14 protein-coding genes and 1 pseudogene are annotated in these 17,873 nt (G+C 70.4%); 5 read left to right on the forward strand and 10 right to left on the reverse strand.

All coding sequences use genetic code 11. The features are described from left to right. Positions 1–237 precede the first annotated feature (237 nt). Complete coding sequence (locus tag ACFWM2_RS24645) at positions 238–666, reverse strand: VOC family protein (RefSeq protein ID WP_383283761.1); 429 nt, start codon at positions 664–666, stop codon at positions 238–240. 75 nt (positions 667–741) lie between these two features. Further along, positions 742–1,833 carry a LacI family DNA-binding transcriptional regulator gene (locus ACFWM2_RS24650; protein WP_383283763.1) on the reverse strand — a complete coding sequence of 364 codons (1,092 nt, stop codon included), beginning with the start codon at positions 1,831–1,833 and terminating at the stop codon, positions 742–744. A 374-nt stretch (positions 1,834–2,207) separates the two neighbouring features. Between ACFWM2_RS24650 and ACFWM2_RS24655 the strand changes: the two genes are divergently transcribed. From ACFWM2_RS24655 to ACFWM2_RS24665, 3 genes are read left to right on the forward strand one after another with little or no spacing between them, the layout of a single operon-like run. After that, a complete protein-coding gene (locus tag ACFWM2_RS24655; protein ID WP_383283766.1) occupies positions 2,208–3,359 on the forward strand; it encodes a Gfo/Idh/MocA family protein in 1,152 nt (383 codons plus the stop codon). Beyond that, positions 3,356–4,507 (forward strand): dihydrodipicolinate synthase family protein, encoded by a 1,152-nt coding sequence (locus ACFWM2_RS24660; protein ID WP_383283768.1) that lies wholly within the window; start codon positions 3,356–3,358, stop codon positions 4,505–4,507. Before ACFWM2_RS24655 ends, ACFWM2_RS24660 begins: the two co-directional genes overlap by 4 nt. Positions 4,508–4,542: 35 nt before the next feature. Further along, positions 4,543–5,340 (forward strand): sugar phosphate isomerase/epimerase family protein, encoded by a 798-nt coding sequence (locus ACFWM2_RS24665; protein WP_383284577.1) that lies wholly within the window; start codon positions 4,543–4,545, stop codon positions 5,338–5,340. Between the two features lie 162 nt (positions 5,341–5,502). On the opposite strand, the gene ACFWM2_RS24670 is transcribed toward ACFWM2_RS24665, so the two are convergent. From ACFWM2_RS24670 to ACFWM2_RS24705, 8 genes and pseudogenes are all read right to left on the reverse strand, one after another. After that, entirely contained in the window at positions 5,503–5,889 is a 387-nt protein-coding gene (locus tag ACFWM2_RS24670) for a DUF937 domain-containing protein (protein ID WP_383283771.1), read from the reverse strand. A gap of 460 nt (positions 5,890–6,349) precedes the next feature. Beyond that, on the reverse strand, positions 6,350–6,850 hold the full coding sequence (locus ACFWM2_RS24675) for a GNAT family N-acetyltransferase (protein ID WP_383283773.1): 501 nt from the start codon (positions 6,848–6,850) through the stop codon (positions 6,350–6,352). A 115-nt stretch (positions 6,851–6,965) separates the two neighbouring features. Further along, positions 6,966–7,270, reverse strand: a pseudogene (locus ACFWM2_RS24680) (hypothetical protein); the annotation flags it as partial. A gap of 161 nt (positions 7,271–7,431) precedes the next feature. After that, the gene (rbsD, locus tag ACFWM2_RS24685; RefSeq protein ID WP_383283776.1) at positions 7,432–7,821 is read right to left on the reverse strand and encodes a D-ribose pyranase; all 390 of its coding nucleotides are present in this window, start codon (positions 7,819–7,821) and stop codon (positions 7,432–7,434) included. Continuing rightward, positions 7,818–8,723: a ribokinase gene (locus ACFWM2_RS24690; RefSeq protein WP_383283779.1), complete on the reverse strand. Its 906-nt coding sequence runs from the start codon at positions 8,721–8,723 to the stop codon at positions 7,818–7,820. The genes rbsD and ACFWM2_RS24690 overlap by 4 nt, the downstream gene beginning before the upstream one ends. Before the next feature lie 181 nt (positions 8,724–8,904). After that, positions 8,905–10,851: a substrate-binding domain-containing protein gene (locus ACFWM2_RS24695; RefSeq protein WP_383283782.1), complete on the reverse strand. Its 1,947-nt coding sequence runs from the start codon at positions 10,849–10,851 to the stop codon at positions 8,905–8,907. Beyond that, a complete protein-coding gene (locus ACFWM2_RS24700; RefSeq protein ID WP_383283785.1) occupies positions 10,841–12,379 on the reverse strand; it encodes a sugar ABC transporter ATP-binding protein in 1,539 nt (512 codons plus the stop codon). The genes ACFWM2_RS24695 and ACFWM2_RS24700 overlap by 11 nt, the downstream gene beginning before the upstream one ends. Beyond that, positions 12,376–13,392 (reverse strand): LacI family DNA-binding transcriptional regulator, encoded by a 1,017-nt coding sequence (locus tag ACFWM2_RS24705; protein ID WP_383283788.1) that lies wholly within the window; start codon positions 13,390–13,392, stop codon positions 12,376–12,378. The genes ACFWM2_RS24700 and ACFWM2_RS24705 overlap by 4 nt, the downstream gene beginning before the upstream one ends. 154 nt (positions 13,393–13,546) lie before the next feature. On the opposite strand from ACFWM2_RS24705, the gene ACFWM2_RS24710 reads away from it, so the two are divergent. Continuing rightward, positions 13,547–15,808, forward strand: coding sequence for an ATP-dependent RecD-like DNA helicase (locus ACFWM2_RS24710; protein WP_383283791.1), 2,262 nt, complete (start codon positions 13,547–13,549; stop codon positions 15,806–15,808). A gap of 262 nt (positions 15,809–16,070) precedes the next feature. Then, positions 16,071–17,360: a citrate synthase gene (locus ACFWM2_RS24715; RefSeq protein WP_383283794.1), complete on the forward strand. Its 1,290-nt coding sequence runs from the start codon at positions 16,071–16,073 to the stop codon at positions 17,358–17,360. Positions 17,361–17,873 lie beyond the last annotated feature (513 nt).

Raw genomic sequence — 17,873 nt, forward strand, 5'->3', positions numbered from 1 at the left:
TGTCTTCTGGGGGCGCTCGCTTGCCCGTCCTCACGCATGGCGACGGGCATTTGATGTACCGGCACGGCCCCTTCGGTGCGTGGGCGGCTGCGGGTGCGATGGGGTTGCGGAGGGTGGCTGCCGTCTTGGCTGCGGGACGAACCGGATGGCCGACCGGATCGGTCCGCTCCTCGTGCTCGGTCAGGAAGTGCCCGACCGGAAGCAGCGGCACGAGCGCTCGCGCGGCTTCGAGGATGCTCAGTCGATACAGAACTCGTTGCCCTCGATGTCCTGCATCGGAATGCACGCATCATTGCCGTCGTACAGCGTGCGCACGTGTACCGCGCCGAGCGGGACCAGTCGTGCGCACTCGGCCTCAAGTACGGCGAGGCGCTCTTCCCCCACGAGTCCGGTGCCCACCCGTACGTCAAGATGCAGCCGGTTCTTGGCGGCCTTCCCTTCGGGGACGCGCTGGAAGTACAGGCGCGGGCCCACGCCCGAGGGGTCGACGCAGGCGAACCATGCGTCCTGCTGCTCCGGTGGCAGCGAGCGCTTGAAATCTTCCCAAGTGGCGAACCCCGCCGGTGGCGGCGGTACGACGTACCCCAACACCTCGCACCAGAAGCGAGCGAGACGCTCGGGCTCCGCGCAGTCGAAGGTGACCTGGAACTGCTTGATCGATGACATCGGCGCACCCTACCCGCGCCGGGTGCGCACGCGGGCGGCAGCCCGTAGGCGCCGGCCCACCGAGGTGACCCCGGTTCAGGAACGCGGGGCGGTGGTGGACGCGCGGATCGTCAGGTCGGCCGGGACCACGGCGACCCCGCCAGGGGGCGGCTCCTCCCGGCCCATGGCGATCCGCCCGGCCCGCGCCCCCGCCTCGGCAAGGGGCAACCGCACGGTGGTCAGCGCGGGCACCACGTCGATGCTGAAGGGAAGATCGTCGAAGCCGGCCACGGAGACATCCCCCGGGATGTCGAGCCCCGCATCACGCAGTGCCGCACACGCGCCGAGGGCCACCGTGTCGTTCGCGGCCACGACAGCCGTCAACGTCGGTTCCCTGCGCAGGAGTTCGAGTGTCGCCTCGTACCCGGACCGACGGTCGTAGCTTCCGCGCACCGTGCGCTTCGGATCGTCCTCGACCCCGTGCGCGGCGAGCGCGTCCTGATGTCCCTCCAGCCGGTGCCGCGTGGTGGTCCGCTCCTCGGGCCCCGTGATGTAGCCGATGCGCCGGTGACCGAGCCCGATCAGATGCTCGGTCAGCCGCTGCCCGCCCCCGCGGTTGTCGAAGGTGAGGGCGATCGCCTCCGGCGCCTCGGGCACCGGTGGCCGCCCGCAGAGCACGACCCGCGTCCCGGCCTCGGCCAGCCTCCGCAGCTTCGTCGCGACCGCCGCCCCGTGGGCCGCGTCCTCGACGGCACCGCCGGTCAGCACCACCGCCGCGGCGCGCTGCCGCTGAAGGAGCGTGAGGTAGGTGAGCTCGCGCTCCGGGGAGCCGCCCGTGTTGCAGACGACGGCGAGACGCTCCCCGCCCGCGCGTCCGCCCCCGATCACCTTCGAGGGCTGCCGGTGCGAAGCGGACCCGAAGGGCCCGCCGATCTCCGACTGGATCGCACTCGCCATGATCCCGAAGAAGGGGTCGGCGATGTCGTTGACCAGGATCCCGACCAGGTCGGACGTGGCGGCGGCCAGCGAACTCGCGGGCCCGTTCAGCACGTAGTCCAGCTCGTCCACGGCCTGCAGCACCCGCTCCCGCGTGGACGCGGCCACCGGGTAGTTCCCGTTCAGCACCCGCGACACGGTCGCGGGCGACACCTGCGCGCGCGCCGCCACGTCCGCCAGGGTCACCGTCATCTCGTCGTTCCTCCGGTCGCGCGTCTCTCGGTCGTACTCCGGCCGACCGCGGGCTGGGGGCCCGGATCCTGTCGGCCGCGCGAGGGCGTACGGCCGTGCGGGGTGTGCCGCGTGACCCGGTCGAGGGACTCGCGCCAGGCGCAGCCGTACGGCACTCCAGGGGTCGTCGACCATCGACCATGCCCCCGAACGCGGCCGTACCCCCACATCCCCGCCGCGCGACCGTACCTCTTGTCCGCCCGGTCGAACATCTCGACCGCACGGTCTTGTCCGATCCGCTGCACAGGAGCTAGCTTCACAGTCGTATAGAAAGCGCTTGCTGTGACGCTCGGCCGTGGGCGTACGCGGCGCCGGACGTGTACGAAGGGAATGACGTGACTCGCAAGACGGTGCGTATCGCCATGAACGGCGTGACGGGGCGCATGGGCTACCGCCAGCACCTCGTCCGTTCGATCCTCGCCCTGCGCGACCAGGGCGGCCTCGACCTCGGCGACGGCACCGTGCTGTGGCCCGAACCGGTCCTGGTCGGGCGGCGCGAGCACGCCCTCAAGGCACTCGCGGAGCGGCACGGCCTGGAGCACTGGTCGACGGACCTGGACGCGGTCCTCGCCGACCCGTCCGTCGACCTCTACTTCGACGCGCAGGTCACCTCCGCCCGTGAGGAGGCGATCAGGAAGGCGATCGCCGCCGGCAAGCACATCTACACCGAGAAGCCGACCGCGACCGGCCTCGACGGCGCCCTGGAGCTGGCCCGGCTGGCCGCCGCCAAGGGCATCAAGCACGGAGTCGTCCAGGACAAGCTCTTCCTGCCGGGGCTGCTGAAACTCAAGCGGCTCATCGACGGCGGCTTCTTCGGCCGGATCCTGTCGGTGCGGGGCGAGTTCGGATACTGGGTCTTCGAGGGCGACTGGCAGAGTGCCCAGCGCCCGTCCTGGAACTACCGTGCCGAGGACGGCGGCGGCATCGTCGTCGACATGTTCCCGCACTGGGAGTACGTCCTGCACGAGCTGTTCGGACGGGTCCGCTCCGTGCAGGCGCTGACCGCCACCCACATCCCGCAGCGCTGGGACGAGCGGGACAAGCCGTACGACGCCACCGCCGACGACGCCGCGTACGGCATCTTCGAGCTGGAGGGCGGGGCGGTCGCGCAGATCAACTCCTCCTGGGCGGTGCGGGTGAACCGCGACGAGCTCGTGGAGTTCCAGGTGGACGGCACCGAAGGGTCGGCGGTCGCAGGGCTGCGCAACTGCCGTGCACAGCACCGCAGTTCCACGCCGAAGCCGGTGTGGAATCCCGACATCCCGGCGACGTACTCCTTCCGCGACCAGTGGCAGGAGGTGCCGGACAACGCCGAGTTCGACAACGGCTTCAAGGCCCAGTGGGAGCTCTTCCTCAAGCACGTCTACGCCGACGCTCCCTACCGCTGGGACCTGCTGGCCGGCGCCCGCGGTGTCCAGCTCGCCGAACTGGGCCTCAGGTCCTCGGCCGAGGGCCGCCGTCTCGACGTACCGGAGATCCAGCTGTGACGCTTCGACTCCCCGACGGGCAGGGCGGGTTCCGGTCCCACACCCCGCGCTCCGCACCGCCGGCCCGCTCCGCCGGCGCGCCCCTCACCTCCCGTACGGTCTTCTCCGCCGCGCATGTCGTCGCCGACCCGTACGCGGACACCACCCCCGACTCCCCGGCCGCCGTCGACTGGGAGGCGACCCTCGCCTTCCGGCGCCATCTGTGGTCCCACGGGCTCGGCGTCGCCGAGGCGATGGACACCGCGCAGCGCGGCATGGGCCTCGACTGGTCCGGCGCCGCCGAGCTGATCAGGCGGTCCGCCGCCGAGGCGAAGGCGGTCGGCGGCCGGATCGCGTGCGGGGTGGGCACGGACCAGATCGTCTCCGGCTCCCTGGACGACGTACGGGCGGCATACGAGGAGCAGCTCGCGCTGGTGGAGGGCACCGGCGCGCAGGCGATCCTCATGGCGTCCCGCGCCCTGTGCGCGGCCGCCACGAACGCCGAGGACTATCTCGCCGTCTACGGCCATCTGTTGAGGCAGTCCGCCGAGCCGGTGATCCTGCACTGGCTGGGCCCGATGTTCGACCCGGCGCTGGAGGGCTACTGGGGTTCGGCGGACCTCGACACCGCGACCGACACCTTCCTGGAGGTCATCGCCGCCCACCCGGACAAAATCGACGGCATCAAGGTCTCCCTCCTGGACGCCCGCCGGGAGGTCGAACTGCGCCGCCGGCTCCCGCAGGGCGTGCGCTGCTACACCGGTGACGACTTCAACTACCCCGAGCTGATCGCCGGCGACGAACAGGGCTTCAGCCACGCCCTGCTCGGCATCTTCGACCCGCTGGGGCCGCTGGCCGCCGAGGCCGTGCGCGTCCTCGACACGGGGGACGTGAAGGGGTTCCGTGAACTCCTCGATCCCACAGTTGAGTTGTCCCGCCATCTCTTCCGGACGCCGACCCGCTTCTACAAGACGGGCGTCGTCTTCCTGGCCTGGCTCGCGGGCCACCAGTCCCACTTCACGATGGTGGGCGGCCTGCAGTCGGCCCGCTCGCTCCCGCACTTCGCGCGCGCCTACGAACTGGCCGACGGACTGGGCCTGTTCCCGGACCCGGAGCTGGCCGAGTCCCGCATGAAGAACCTGCTGACCCTGTACGGAGTGACCCAGTGAGCACCGACGACCTCGCCCGGTTCAGCATCAACCAGATGACGGTGAAACAACTCTCCCTGCCCGAACTGGCCAAGGTGTGCGGGGAGTTGGGAATCGGATCCGTCGGCCTCTGGCGCGAGCCCGTCCAGGCGTACGGCGTCGAGGCCACCGCCCGGCTGGTCGGTGACGCGGGGCTCACCGTCACCACCCTGTGCCGCGGCGGCTTCTTCACCGCCCTGGATCCGGCCGAGCGCGCCCGGGCCCTGGACGACAACAGGGCCGCCATCGACGAGGCCGCGACGCTGGGCACGGACACCCTGGTGCTGGTCTCCGGCGGACTGCCGCCAGGCTCCAGGGACCTGCACGGCGCGCGCGAGCGCATCGCGGACGCGCTCGCGGAACTGGGCCCCTACGGCGCCGAACGCGGCGTACGCCTCGCCATCGAGCCGCTGCACCCCATGTACGCCGCCGACCGCTGCGTGGTGTCCACCCTCGCCCAGGCTCTGGACCTTGCCGAACGCTTCCCGGCGGACCAGGTGGGCGTCACGGTGGACACGTACCACATCTGGTGGGACGACACGGCGCCGGCACAGATCGCCCGCGCGGGTGCCGCCGGCCGCATCCACACCTTCCAACTCGCCGACTGGACCACTCCGTTGCCCGCGGGTGTCCTGACCGGGCGCGGTCAGATCGGCGACGGCGCCATCGACATGCGGGAGTGGCGGGGGTACGTCGAGGCCGCCGGTTACGACGGGCCGATCGAGGTGGAGCTGTTCAACGACGGGCTGTGGGCGCGGGACGGGCGCGAGGTGCTCGCGGAGACGGCGGCGCGCTTCGTGGAGCACGTGCTGTAGCCGGGGTCGGATGCAGGGGTCGTTCACCGCTGCTTCAGATGCCGGGTTGGGGTGCAGGGGTCGTTCACCGCTGCTTCGGATGCCGGGTTCGGATGCCGGGTGAGCCGGTGGAGCGTCGTCGCCCGGCCCGCCGCTGTGCCTACTTTTCGCCCAGCGTCGCGCCTACTTCTTCGCCCGGCGCTTGGTCAGCACGGTCAGCACCACCGGGATCACCAGCTCGATCACCCTGGTCACGGCAGGCGCCGGCAGGCCCGTCTTCTTGGCGACGGCCTGCGCGACGGGCTTGCTGACCTTGGCCAGCATCCCGGCCAGCAGACCACCGCCCGCGACTCCGCCCAGGGTCACCACACCCTGCAGCGGAGCCTCCTCGGGAGGCGCCGCCGCGGCCTCCTCCTGTACGCCGCCGGACAGCTCGGACACCGTTGTCCCGACCACCTGCCGCGCGCCCGCCGCATCCGTCCCCAGCACCCCGGCGATCTCCTGGAGCTTGTCGTTGCCCAGCTCGTCGAGCACGTCCTTCTGCAACGAAGGAGAGGTTTCTTCACTCATGCGGCAAACGCTACGTCCGTCCCCATCTGTCGGCACGCCGAAAAAATCTCGGAAGAGCGTGCAACCCTTCGGGCAACCCGTGGGTCTAGCTTGGCATCAGGACTTCTGGAGGGGGATCCGGGGGGATCGCGGGGGTTCTGATGCGGAGGGGAAAGCCGAGGGGGCCCGGTCGACGGACCGGGCCCCTTCGAAATTTGTCATCGTCACCACGGACGAACGGCGCGCCGGCCGCAAGGGCCCGCGTCCAGCTGTTGTTGCCGTGCCCAAGTCCCGTACCCGGCGCCGGCTCCACCCGCGCGAACCGGCGCGCTGTCCGGCCCATCAGGACCTCGAATGCCTCCTGCCGGCGGGCAGGATCAACGCTGTGACCTGCGGCCACCGCAAGGTCTTCAGTCTTCACACACCGATGATCAGCGGTGCCGCAGCCTTCCCGCGGCCAGTCCACCAGCAGGATCACGCTCTACGGCTGCACTTCCAGGTCACGCTGATACCAGGTGCCGGGCTTACCGCCGATGCCGGCTGGGTCAGCCGGGCCAACCGGGACGAACCCGGCTTTGGCCAACACCCTCTGGGACGCCACGTTGTCGCGGGAGGTGGCCGCCCGCACTGTGCGGAGCCCGTGCCGCGCCGCCGCCAGCCGGCACAGCTCGCGGACAGCCGCAGTCGCCACACCGCGGCCGGAGACATGCTGCGCAACCCGGTAGCCGAGCACAGCAGCACCGTTCTCGAGGTCGTAAAGGTTGAACCGGCCCAGAACCGAGCCATCCTCAGCGGCGAGCACGTAGAAGGCGCAGATGCCGGCCTCCTGCTCAGCCAGCAAGGCGCTGTGCCGGTCGGCGAACCGGTCGTAGAACTCGTCGCCGCGGTCGGGTACCGAGGCAGCGAAGTAGGCGCGGTTCGCCAGCTCGAAGGCCAGGACCGCCGGGGCATGGCCGGCATGCAGCCGTCTCAACTCGGGCATCGCCCGACTCTACGCAGATGGTGCGCTGAGGCCACCTGAGTTTCCGCTGGCGGCAGACAGCCCCGAACCATGGCACATACGATCCGCCGGGATACCGGCCGTAACGGTACTAATGCGAGCCGAGGGCGTCGGTGAGGTAGTAGTACGCCTTGCCCGCGGTCGTCATGGAGTTCAGGGTCCCCCGGGTTCGCGGTTGAATCCCGTGTCCACACCGGCAGTTGAGGTGCCGGCCAGGCCGATCGGTCCGTTGTGGAAGTAGGTGTCCCCGAGGCGGATGCGTTCCCTCTGGTCGGTGGATCCGTACTGCCCGGTGTATGTCTTTCCGCCCACGGTCAGCGAGGTCAGCTGGGAGTGGTCGGTCCACTTCTCGGCCGTGCGGGTGCCCTCCGGAGTGGACGCGCGGGCGGTCTCGTTGCCGATGTTGCCGCGACCGCGACCGCGACCGCAACTACGACTGCGACTGCGGCGCCGATTCGACGACCGACCCTCGCACTGGCTCACCACCCGCGCCTCGGAGCCGCCCCGCCCCGGAGCCGCTCCCGCCCCCCTCCCACTCCCGCCCCCGCCCCCGACGAAACCGCCTAGAAAGACACCCCGCACCGCAGCAGCACATTCGCGTAAGGCCGTGCCTCTCCCGTGCGGACGACCAGCCGTGCCCCGGCCGACAGGGCCTTGAGCTTCTCGTGCGGGACGAGCTCCAGCGCGGGCAGGCGCGCCTCCAGCAGCGCCGTCGCCGCCGGGTTCGCGGTCCGGACCTCCGCCGCGGCCGTCCCGCCCTCCACCACCAGCTCCGCGAGCAGCCCGTCGAGCACCTCGGCGAACGACGGCACCCCGGCCCGGAAGGCCAGGTCGACCACGCGCGGCCCCGTCGGGATCGGCATGCCGGCGTCGCACACCAGCACCCTGTCCCCGTGCCCCAACTCGGCCAAGGCGCCGGCCAGATGGCGGTTCAGGATTCCGGCCTTCTTCACAGCGCCGCGACCTCCTCGGCAGTGGGGAAGGACACCTGAGCGCCCTCCTTGGTGACGGCGGCGGCCCCGACCCGGGCCGCGTGTGCCGCGGCTTCGGCGAGTGGTGCGCCGGCGCCCAGCCGCCAGGCCAGCGCGGCGGTGAACGCGTCCCCCGCCCCCGTGGTGTCCACGGCCGTCACCTTCACCGACGGAATCCGGGTCGTCCCGTCCGCGTCCGCCACCAGCGCCCCCGCCGCACCGAGCGTGACGACGACCGACCGCGGACCGAGACCGAGCAGCGCCTGAGCCCAGTCCTCGGGCTCGGGGCCCGCCGCCTCGCCGAGCAGGACCCGGGCCTCGTGCTCGTTCACGATCAGCGGGTCACAGGCGGCCAGCACCTCGGCGGGCAGCGGCACCGGAGGCGACGGGTTCAGCACGAAGCGACTGCCGGGCGCCAGGTTCCGTACGACCTCCACGACCGTCTCCAGCGGGATCTCCAGCTGGGCCGAGACCACCCGGGAGGCGTGCAGCAGACGCAGACCCCCGGCGGCACGGATGTCCGCGGGCGTCAGCCGTCCGTTCGCGCCGGGCGAGACGACGATGCTGTTGTCCCCGGACGGATCCACGGTGATCAGTGCGACCCCGGTGGGCGCCCCGCCGACGAGTACGCCCGCGGTGTCGACCCCGGCCGCCCGCTGCGAGTCGAGCAGCAGCCGCCCGTGTCCGTCGTCGCCGACCCGGGCCAGCAGGGCCGTACGGGCCCCGAGCCGGGCGGCGGCGACCGCCTGGTTGGCGCCCTTGCCGCCCGGGTGCACGGCGAGGTCGGAGCCGAGCACCGTCTCCCCGGCGGCGGGCCGCCGCTCGACCCCGATGACCAGGTCGGCGTTGGCCGATCCCACGACCAGCAGGTCGTAGTCGTACATCAGCACACTCTTTCCGTACGTCGACGGAGGCGGACCTCCGTGCGTTCCTGGGGGAGTCACCCCCGTACGTCGATGGGGCCGGGTCCGGGACGAGTGTCCCGGACCCGGCCCGGCCGGCGGCACGTCGCGGCCGAGCGTTCGAAGCAGCCGGGCCGGTCAGCCGTAGAAGCGGCGCTACCGGTCAGCCGCCGAAGCCCGCCACGTTCTTGGACGTCACCACCTTCACCGGCACCTTCACCGTCTTCTGGACCGTCTTGCCCTCGGCGGCCTTGAGCGCGTTCTGCACCGCGATCCGGCCGAGTTCCTTGGGCTGCTGGGCCACCGAGGCGTACAACGTGCCCGCCTTGACCGCCGACAGCCCGTCCGGCGTGCCGTCGAAGCCGATGACGGCGACCGACTTGCCGGCCTTGGAGCCGAGCGCCTTGATCGCGCCGAGCGCCATCTCGTCGTTCTCGGCGAAGACGCCCTGGACGTCCGGGTGGCCCTGGAGCATGTTCGTCATGACGTCGAGGCCCTTGGTGCGGTCGAAGTCCGCGGGCTGCTTGGCGACGACCTTGATGCCGGGATAGTCCTTCAGACCCGCGGCGAAGCCCGCCCCGCGCTCCCGGCTGGCGGAGGTGCCCGCCTGGCCCTGCAGGATCGCGATGGTGCCCTTGCCGCCGAGCTTGTCGGCGAGCGTCTTCGCGGCGAGCTTGCCGCCCGCGACGTTGTCGGAGGCCACCAGCGCGGCCGTCTCGGCCTTGTTCACGCCCCGGTCGACGCCGACGACGGGGATGTCCGCCTTGTTGGCGGCGCGTACCGAGGGGCCCGCCGCGTCCGAGTCCACCGGGTTGACGATGATCGAGCCGAGGCCCTCGCTGGTGAAGTTCTGCAGCTGGTTGGCCTGCTGGGAGGCGTCGTTCTGGGCGTCCGTGACGGTCAGGTCGGCGCCGAGCCTCTTCGCCTCCTCCTGCGCACCCGCCTTGATCTGTACGAAGAAGGGGTTGTTCAGGGTCGACAGGGACAGACCCAGCTTCTGGCTCGTCGTGGCGGAACCGTTGTGCAGGAACGACATCGCGCCCACCACGGCCGCCGCGACCACGGCCGCGATCACATAGGTGGCGGCCTGCTTGCCCTTGCCGCCGCTCGACGTACCGGCGGCCACCGGAGTCGCCCCGGCCTTCCGCCGCACGGTGTCGAGCAGTACCGCGAGCGCGATCACGACACCGATGACGACCTGCTGCCAGAAGGCGGACACGGACAGGAGGTTGAGGCCGTTGCGCAGCACCGCCAGGATCAGCGCGCCGATCAGCGTGCCGGACGCCTTGCCGGTGCCGCCCGCGAGCGAGGCGCCGCCGATGACGACCGCGGCGATCGCGTCGAGCTCGTAGCCCTGGGCCGCCTGCGGCTGTGCGGAGGAGAGCCGGGAGGCGAGCACGATGCCGGCGGCCGCGGCGAACAGCCCGGACAGCGCGTAGATCGCGAGCTTCTGCTTCTTGACGCGGAGTCCGGAGAGCCGGGCCGCCTCCTCGTTGCCGCCGATCGCGTACATGGAGCGTCCGATGTACGTACGGCCGAGGACGACCGCCGTGATCAGCCCCATCACGATCATCACCAGGACCGGCACCGGCAGCCAGCCGCCCAGGGTGTCCCCGAGATGCGAGACGGAGGAGGGGAACGCGATCGGGCTGCCCTGGGAGATCACCAGCGACAGACCGCGGCCCACCGAGAGCATGGCCAGTGTCGCGATGAACGGCGGCAGTTTCCCGTACGAGATCAGGACGCCGTTGACCAGGCCGCACGCGATGCCGGTGGCGACCGCGAGGATCACCGCCATCCAGACCGGGACGCCCTCCGAAGTCGCCATCCAGGCAAGGACGGTGGCGGACAGGGCGGCGACCGAACCGACCGACAGGTCGATGCCCGCCGAGACGATCACGAAGGTGACGCCGAAGGCGAGGATGGCGGTCACGGCCGCCTGGACGCCGATGTTGAGCAGGTTGTCCGTCGTCAGGAAGTCGCCGGACAGCGCCGACATCGCGACGACGAGGACGATGAGCGCGGTGAGCGCGCCGTTGTCGAGCAGCAGGCGGCGGACCGCCGAGGCGCCACTCGCGCGCGATGTGCTCAGATGCGTGTCAGTGGCCACGGGGGTCCTCCACAGCGGTAGTTCCGGTCTTGGCGGTGGTGGGTGTGCTGACGGCGAGCGCCATCACCGCGTCCTGCGTCGCCTCGTCGGCGGTGAGCTCGCCCGCGATCCGGCCCTGGGCCATGACCAGCACCCGGTCGCTCATGCCGAGCACCTCGGGCAGATCGCTGGAGACCATCAGGACGGCGGCGCCGGCGGCCGTCAGTTCGTTGACGAGCTGGTAGATCTCGACCTTGGCGCCGACGTCGATACCGCGCGTCGGCTCGTCGAGGATCAGCACCTTGGTGTCGGCGAGCAGCCACTTGCCGATGACGACCTTCTGCTGGTTGCCGCCGGACAGGGTGCGTACCTGCTGACCGATCCCGGCCATCCGGATGCCCAGCTGCTGCGCCACCCGCGCGGCGGCCGCCCGCTGGCCCTTGAGGTCGACGAGTCCGCCATGGGTGGCCGCCCGCAGGGTGACCAGGCCCAGGTTGTCCTCGACGGAGGCGTCGAGGAGCAGCCCCTGGCCCTTGCGGTCCTCGGGGACGAGCCCGATGCCCGCGGTCATCGCCGCGTTGACGTCGTGCCGGGGCAGTCGCGCACCGGCGACCGCCACCGACCCCTTGTCGTACGGATCGGCGCCGAAGACGGCCCGGACGACCTCCGTGCGTCCCGCGCCCACCAGCCCCGCGATGCCGACGACCTCACCGGCCCGCACCTCGAAGCTCACGTCGTGGAAGACACCGTCCCGGGTCAGCCCCTCGACGGTCAGCAGCGCGCCCCCGGCGTCACCGCGTTCCCGCGGGTACTGCTGCTCGATCGACCGGCCCACCATCAGGCGGACGAGCTCGTCCTCGGAGGCGGACGCGGGCACCTGGCCCACGCTCCTGCCGTCCCGGATGACCGTGACCCGGTCTCCCAGGGCGGCGATCTCCTCCAGATGGTGGGTGATGAAGACGACGCCGACACCGTCCTCGCGCAGCGAGCGCACGATCCGGAACAGCTTCTCGACCTCCTCGGAGGTGAGCACCGCCGTCGGCTCGTCCATGATCAGCACGCGCGCGTCGAGACTGAGCGCCTTCGCGATCTCGACCATCTGCAGCCGGGCGATGCCGAGTTCACGCACCCGCGCGCGGGGCGACACCCGCACACCGACCCGCTCCAGAAGCGCGGCGGCGTCGGCCTCCATCCGCTTGCGGTCGATCAGCCCGAACCGGCGCGGTTGCCGCCCCAGGAAGATGTTCTCGGCGACCGTCAGATCGGGGACCAGGTTGAACTCCTGGTAGATGGTGGCGATCCCGAGGCGCTCGGAGTCCTGCGCGCCGTGGATCCGCACCTCCCGGCCGTCGACGAGAACGCGCCCGGAGTCGGGGCGGTAGGCGCCGGAGAGCATCTTGATCAGCGTGCTCTTGCCGGCGCCGTTCTCGCCGAGCAGCACATGCACCTCGCCGCGGCGCAGATCGAAGTCCACGCTGTCGAGCGCGACGACGCCGGGGAAGGTCTTGCGTATCCCCTCGATGCGCAGCAACTCGTCCTGGTCGCTCACGACTTGCTCCTGTTCCTTGCGGGGGACTCGCCGCACGAGCGGCGTACGACCAGCCGTGCGGGGAGGGTGACGGACTGCGGAGGCCGCCCCTCGATGCGGTCGACCAGGGCGCGTACGGCGGCCCGGCCCAGTTCGCCGGTCGGCTGGGCGATCGCCGTGATGGGCGGATCGGTGTGCACGAACCACGGGATGTCGTCGAAGGCGGCGAGCGCGATGTCGTCGGGGACCTTCATCCCGCGTGCGCGGATCGCGTCCAGCGCGCCGAGCGCCATCAGGTTGTCGGCGGCGAAGACGACCTCGGGCGGCTCGGCGAGGGCGAGGAACCGCTCGGTGGCCCGGCGTCCGCTCTCGGCCTGGAAGTCGCCCTGCCCTATGTAGGCGTCGGGCAGCGCGAGACCGTACGCGCCGAGCGCCTCCCGGAACGCCTGCACGCGCTCGCTGCCGGTGGTGGTCGCCGCCGGCCCCGCGATGATGGCGAGCCTGCGGTGCCCGAGACCGTGCAGATGGGCGACGAGGTCGCCGATGGCGCTGCGCCCGTCCGCCCGGACGACGGGTACGTCCACGCCCGGGATCCAGCGGTCCACGAAGACCATCGGGGTCCCCCCGCGCGCGGCGTCCAGCACCCCGGGGGAGCCGCCGTCGGCGGGGGAGACCAGCAGCCCGTCGATACGGCGGTCGAGGAGCGTACGGACGTGGTGGTCCTGCAGCTCGGGGCGCTCGTCGGCGTTGCCGATGATGACGCTGTAGCCGAGGGCGCGGGCCTCCTCCTCGACGGAGCGGGCCAGTTCGGTGAAGTACGGGTTGAGTACGTCGCTGATGACCAGGCCGAGGGTGCGGGTCTGGTCGGTGCGCAGGGAGCGGGCGACGGCGTTCGGGCGGTAGCCGAGCGACGCGACGGCGGCGAGGACACGGCTGCGCGCGGCGGGGCTCACGGACGGGTGGTCGTTCAGCACACGGGACACCGTGGCGACGGAGACGCCCGCCTCCGCGGCGACATCCTTGATGCTCGCCATCGCCGCTCCACCTCCTTGTGGAATCGATTACACGGAGGAATTGGAATCGATTACACGCACGCCGGCAAGACCCCGAGACCGGATCGTGATGAAAGTCCGGGCAGTCTCCGGACACTCCCGGCGCACTGTCGGACCTCGCCGGTACCTTCGGATCATGTCCAATCAGGCGGGGAGCCGGCAGGTGACTCCGGCGGTGGTGGAAGGCGTCCTGGAGCGCATCACCTACGCCAACGAGGAGAACGGGTACACGGTCGCCCGGGTGGACACCGGCCGCGGCGGCGGCGATCTGCTCACCGTCGTGGGTTCCCTGCTGGGCGCGCAGGTCGGTGAGTCCCTCCGCATGGAGGGTCGTTGGGCCTCCCACCCGCAGTACGGCAAGCAGTTCACGGTGGAGAACTACACGACGGTCCTGCCTGCCACCGTCCAGGGCATCCGCCGCTATCTGGGCTCCGGCCTGGTCAAGGGCATCGGCCCGGTCTTCGCCGACCGCATCACCCAGCACTTCGGCCTCGACACCCTCCAGATCATCGAGGAGGAGCCCAAGCGGCTCATCGAGGTGCCGGGTCTCGGCCCCAAGCGCACCAAGAAGATCGCCGACGCCTGGGAGGAGCAGAAGGCGATCAAGGAGGTCATGCTCTTCCTCCAGACCGTCGAGGTGTCCACGTCCATCGCGGTGCGCATCTACAAGAAGTACGGCGACGCGTCGATCTCCGTGGTCCGCAACCAGCCCTACCGGCTGGCGTCCGACGTCTGGGGCATCGGCTTCCTCACCGCCGACAAGATCGCCCAGTCCGTCGGCATCCCGCACGACAGCCCGGAACGCGTCAAGGCCGGTCTCCAGTACGCCCTTTCGCAGTCCACCGACCAGGGCCACTGCTATCTCCCCGAGGAGCAGCTGATCGCCGACGCGGTGAAGCTGCTCCAGGTCGACACGGGCCTGGTCATCGAGTGCCTGGGCGAACTCGCGGCGCCCACCGGAGAGGACGCGGAGCCCGGCGTCGTCCGGGAGCGCGTGCCCGGCCCCGACGGCGGCCCGGACACCGTCACCGCCGTCTATCTGGTCCCCTTCCACCGCGCCGAACTGTCCCTCTCCGCCCAGCTGTTGCGCCTGCTGCGCACCGACGAGGACCGGATGCCCGGCTTCCACGACGTCGCCTGGGACAAGGCGCTGGCCTGGCTCAAAGGGCGTACGGGCGCGGAGCTGGCCCCCGAGCAGGAGGCGGCCGTCCGGCTCGCCCTCACCGAGAAGGTCGCCGTCCTCACCGGCGGCCCCGGCTGCGGCAAGTCGTTCACGGTCCGCTCGATCGTGGAGCTGGCCCGCGCCAAGAAGGCCAGGATCGTGCTGGCCGCTCCCACGGGCCGGGCGGCCAAGCGTCTCGCCGAGCTCACCGGAGCCGACGCCTCCACCGTGCACCGGCTGCTGGAGCTCAAGCCGGGCGGCGACGCGGCGTACGACAGGGACCGCCCGCTCGATGCCGACCTGGTGGTCGTGGACGAGGCCTCCATGCTCGACCTCCTGCTGGCCAACAAGCTGGTCAAGGCGGTGGCCCAGGGCGCCCATCTGCTCTTCGTGGGAGATGTCGACCAGCTCCCCAGCGTCGGTGCGGGCGAGGTCCTGCGCGATCTGCTCGCCGCCGGCAGCCCGATCCCGGCCGTCCGCCTCACCCAGGTCTTCCGCCAGGCCCAGCAGTCCGGCGTGGTCACGAACGCCCATCGGATCAACTCCGGGCAGCCGCCCCTCACCCAGGGCCTGAAGGACTTCTTCCTCTTCGTCGAGGACGACACCGAGGAGGTGGGCCGGCTCACCGTCGACGTGGTGGCCCGGCGCATTCCCGCCAAGTTCGGCCTCGACCCGCGCCGTGACGTGCAGGTGCTCGCGCCGATGCACCGTGGCCCGGCGGGCGCGGGCGCGCTCAACGGCCTCCTCCAGCAGGCCGTCACACCCGCCCGCCCGGATCTCCCCGAGAAGCGCTTCGGCGGCCGGGTCTTCCGGGTCGGCGACAAGGTCACCCAGATCCGCAACAACTACGAGAAGGGGAAGAACGGCGTCTTCAACGGCACCGTGGGCGTGGTCACCGCGCTCGACCAGGACGAGCAGCGCCTGACGGTGCTCACGGACGAAGACGAGGAAGTGGCGTACGAGTTCGACGAACTCGACGAACTGGCCCACGCGTACGCGGTCACCATCCACCGCTCCCAGGGCAGCGAGTACCCGGCGGTGGTGATCCCGATCACCACGAGCGCCTGGATGATGCTCCAGCGGAACCTGCTCTACACGGCGGTGACCCGCGCCAAGAAGCTGGTCGTCCTCGTAGGCTCGCGCAAGGCCATCGGCCAGGCGGTGCGCACGGTGTCCGCAGGCAGGCGGTGCACGGCCCTGGACTTCCGCCTTGCACCCCGGCCCCTCGTCTCCTGACCGCGGCTCCGGCCTCTCCGCCGCCCCTGGTCACGGCACCGGCCGGAGGCCTCCCAAAAAATGATCGATCAAATGAGTCACAAAGGTCACACACCACTTCCGGAACCAGGGCGAAGAGGGGCAGGATGAGCAGCTTGGCGGCACTGAGTGCCGCCAATAGGCCCAATGGTCGACCCCGAGTGCACTCTCCAGGGCCAAATGGGGGATGGTAGAGACAGTCAGGGCACCTCGAAGAAGAGGCACAACGTCGGTGAGGGATGACGTGAGCGACAACTCTGTAGTACTGCGGTACGGCGATGGCGAGTACACCTACCCGGTGATCGACAGCACCGTCGGCGACAAGGGCTTCGACATCGGGAAGCTCCGCGCCCAGACCGGTCTGGTGACTCTCGACAGCGGATACGGCAACACAGCCGCCTATAAATCCGCGATCACCTACCTCGACGGCGAGGAAGGCATCCTCCGGTACCGCGGCTACCCGATCGAGCAGCTGGCCGAGCGTTCCACCTTCCTCGAGGTGGCGTACCTGCTGATCAACGGTGAGCTGCCGACCGTCGATGAGCTCTCGACCTTCAAGGGCGAGATCACGCAGCACACCCTGCTGCACGAGGACGTCAAGAACTTCTACCGCGGCTTCCCGCGGGACGCCCACCCGATGGCGATGCTGTCGTCGGTGGTCTCCGCGCTGTCCACCTTCTACCAGGACAGCCACAACCCGTTCGACGAGAAGCAGCGCAATCTCTCCACGATCCGCCTTCTCGCCAAGCTTCCGACGATCGCGGCGTACGCGTACAAGAAGTCGATCGGTCACCCCTTCGTCTACCCGCGCAACGACCTCGGGTACGTCGAGAACTTCCTGCGCATGACCTTCTCGGTCCCCGCCCAGGAGTACGACCTGGACCCGGTCGTCGTCTCCGCGCTGGACAAGCTGCTCATCCTGCACGCGGACCACGAGCAGAACTGTTCGACGTCCACGGTCCGGCTGGTCGGCTCGTCGCAGGCGAACATGTTCGCGTCGATCTCCGCCGGCATCTCCGCGCTCTGGGGCCCGCTGCACGGCGGCGCCAACCAGTCGGTGCTGGAGATGCTGGAGGGCATCCAGAACTCCGGTGGCGACGTCGACACCTTCATCCGCAAGGTGAAGAACAAGGAAGACGGCGTGAAGCTCATGGGCTTCGGGCACCGCGTCTACAAGAACTTCGACCCCCGGGCGAAGATCATCAAGGCGGCGGCGCACGACGTCCTCTCCGCGCTCGGCAAGTCCGACGAGCTGCTGGACATCGCGCTGAAGCTCGAGGAGCACGCGCTGGCCGACGACTACTTCGTCGAGCGCAAGCTCTACCCGAACGTGGACTTCTACACGGGCCTGATCTACCGCGCCATGGGCTTCCCGACCGAGATGTTCACGGTCCTGTTCGCCCTCGGCCGCCTCCCGGGCTGGATCGCCCAGTGGCACGAGATGATCAAGGAGCCCGGCTCCCGCATCGGCCGCCCGCGTCAGATCTACACGGGCGAGGTCCTGCGCGACTTCGTCCCGGTAGAGGCCCGCTGACATCGGTCCCGGATCTCCCACGGCGCCGCTCGGTTCACTGAACCGTCGGCGCCGTCGGCGTCTCCGACGCCGTCTGCGACCAGTCGGTACGGCCGTCTTCTCGGCTCACTGTCCCAACAGCGAGTGAGCCGAAGGGGCGCGCCGGAGGCGAACCGAGCTCCAAAAAATACGGAAAGCGCCCCGCTACCAGTCCCCCCACGGGCTGGCAGTCGGGGCGCTTTCCTTGTCCCGGTGCGGATTCCCCCCACGGGATCCGGCCGGGCGTCTGTGGACAGCGCCTGAACCGCTGCGAGCAAAACGAGCAAAACTCCGTGTACTTCTGCGTCCTACTGTGCGGTCTGCCGGGACGCGTACGGACCGGGAGGGCCGCTCAAAGCTCCCCGGCGTACGTGCCCCGGCAACGCAATTCCGGGAACGTCCCCCAAGACATCCCCAGATGTCAGAAACGCCCCCCAAGACGTGTCTGACATCGCCAACTTAGACTCACGAACCCCTTCGTTGGTTACGTTCACA

Source organism: Streptomyces sp. NPDC058371, assembly GCF_042723265.1.
Classification (GTDB): Bacteria; Actinomycetota; Actinomycetes; order Streptomycetales; family Streptomycetaceae; genus Streptomyces.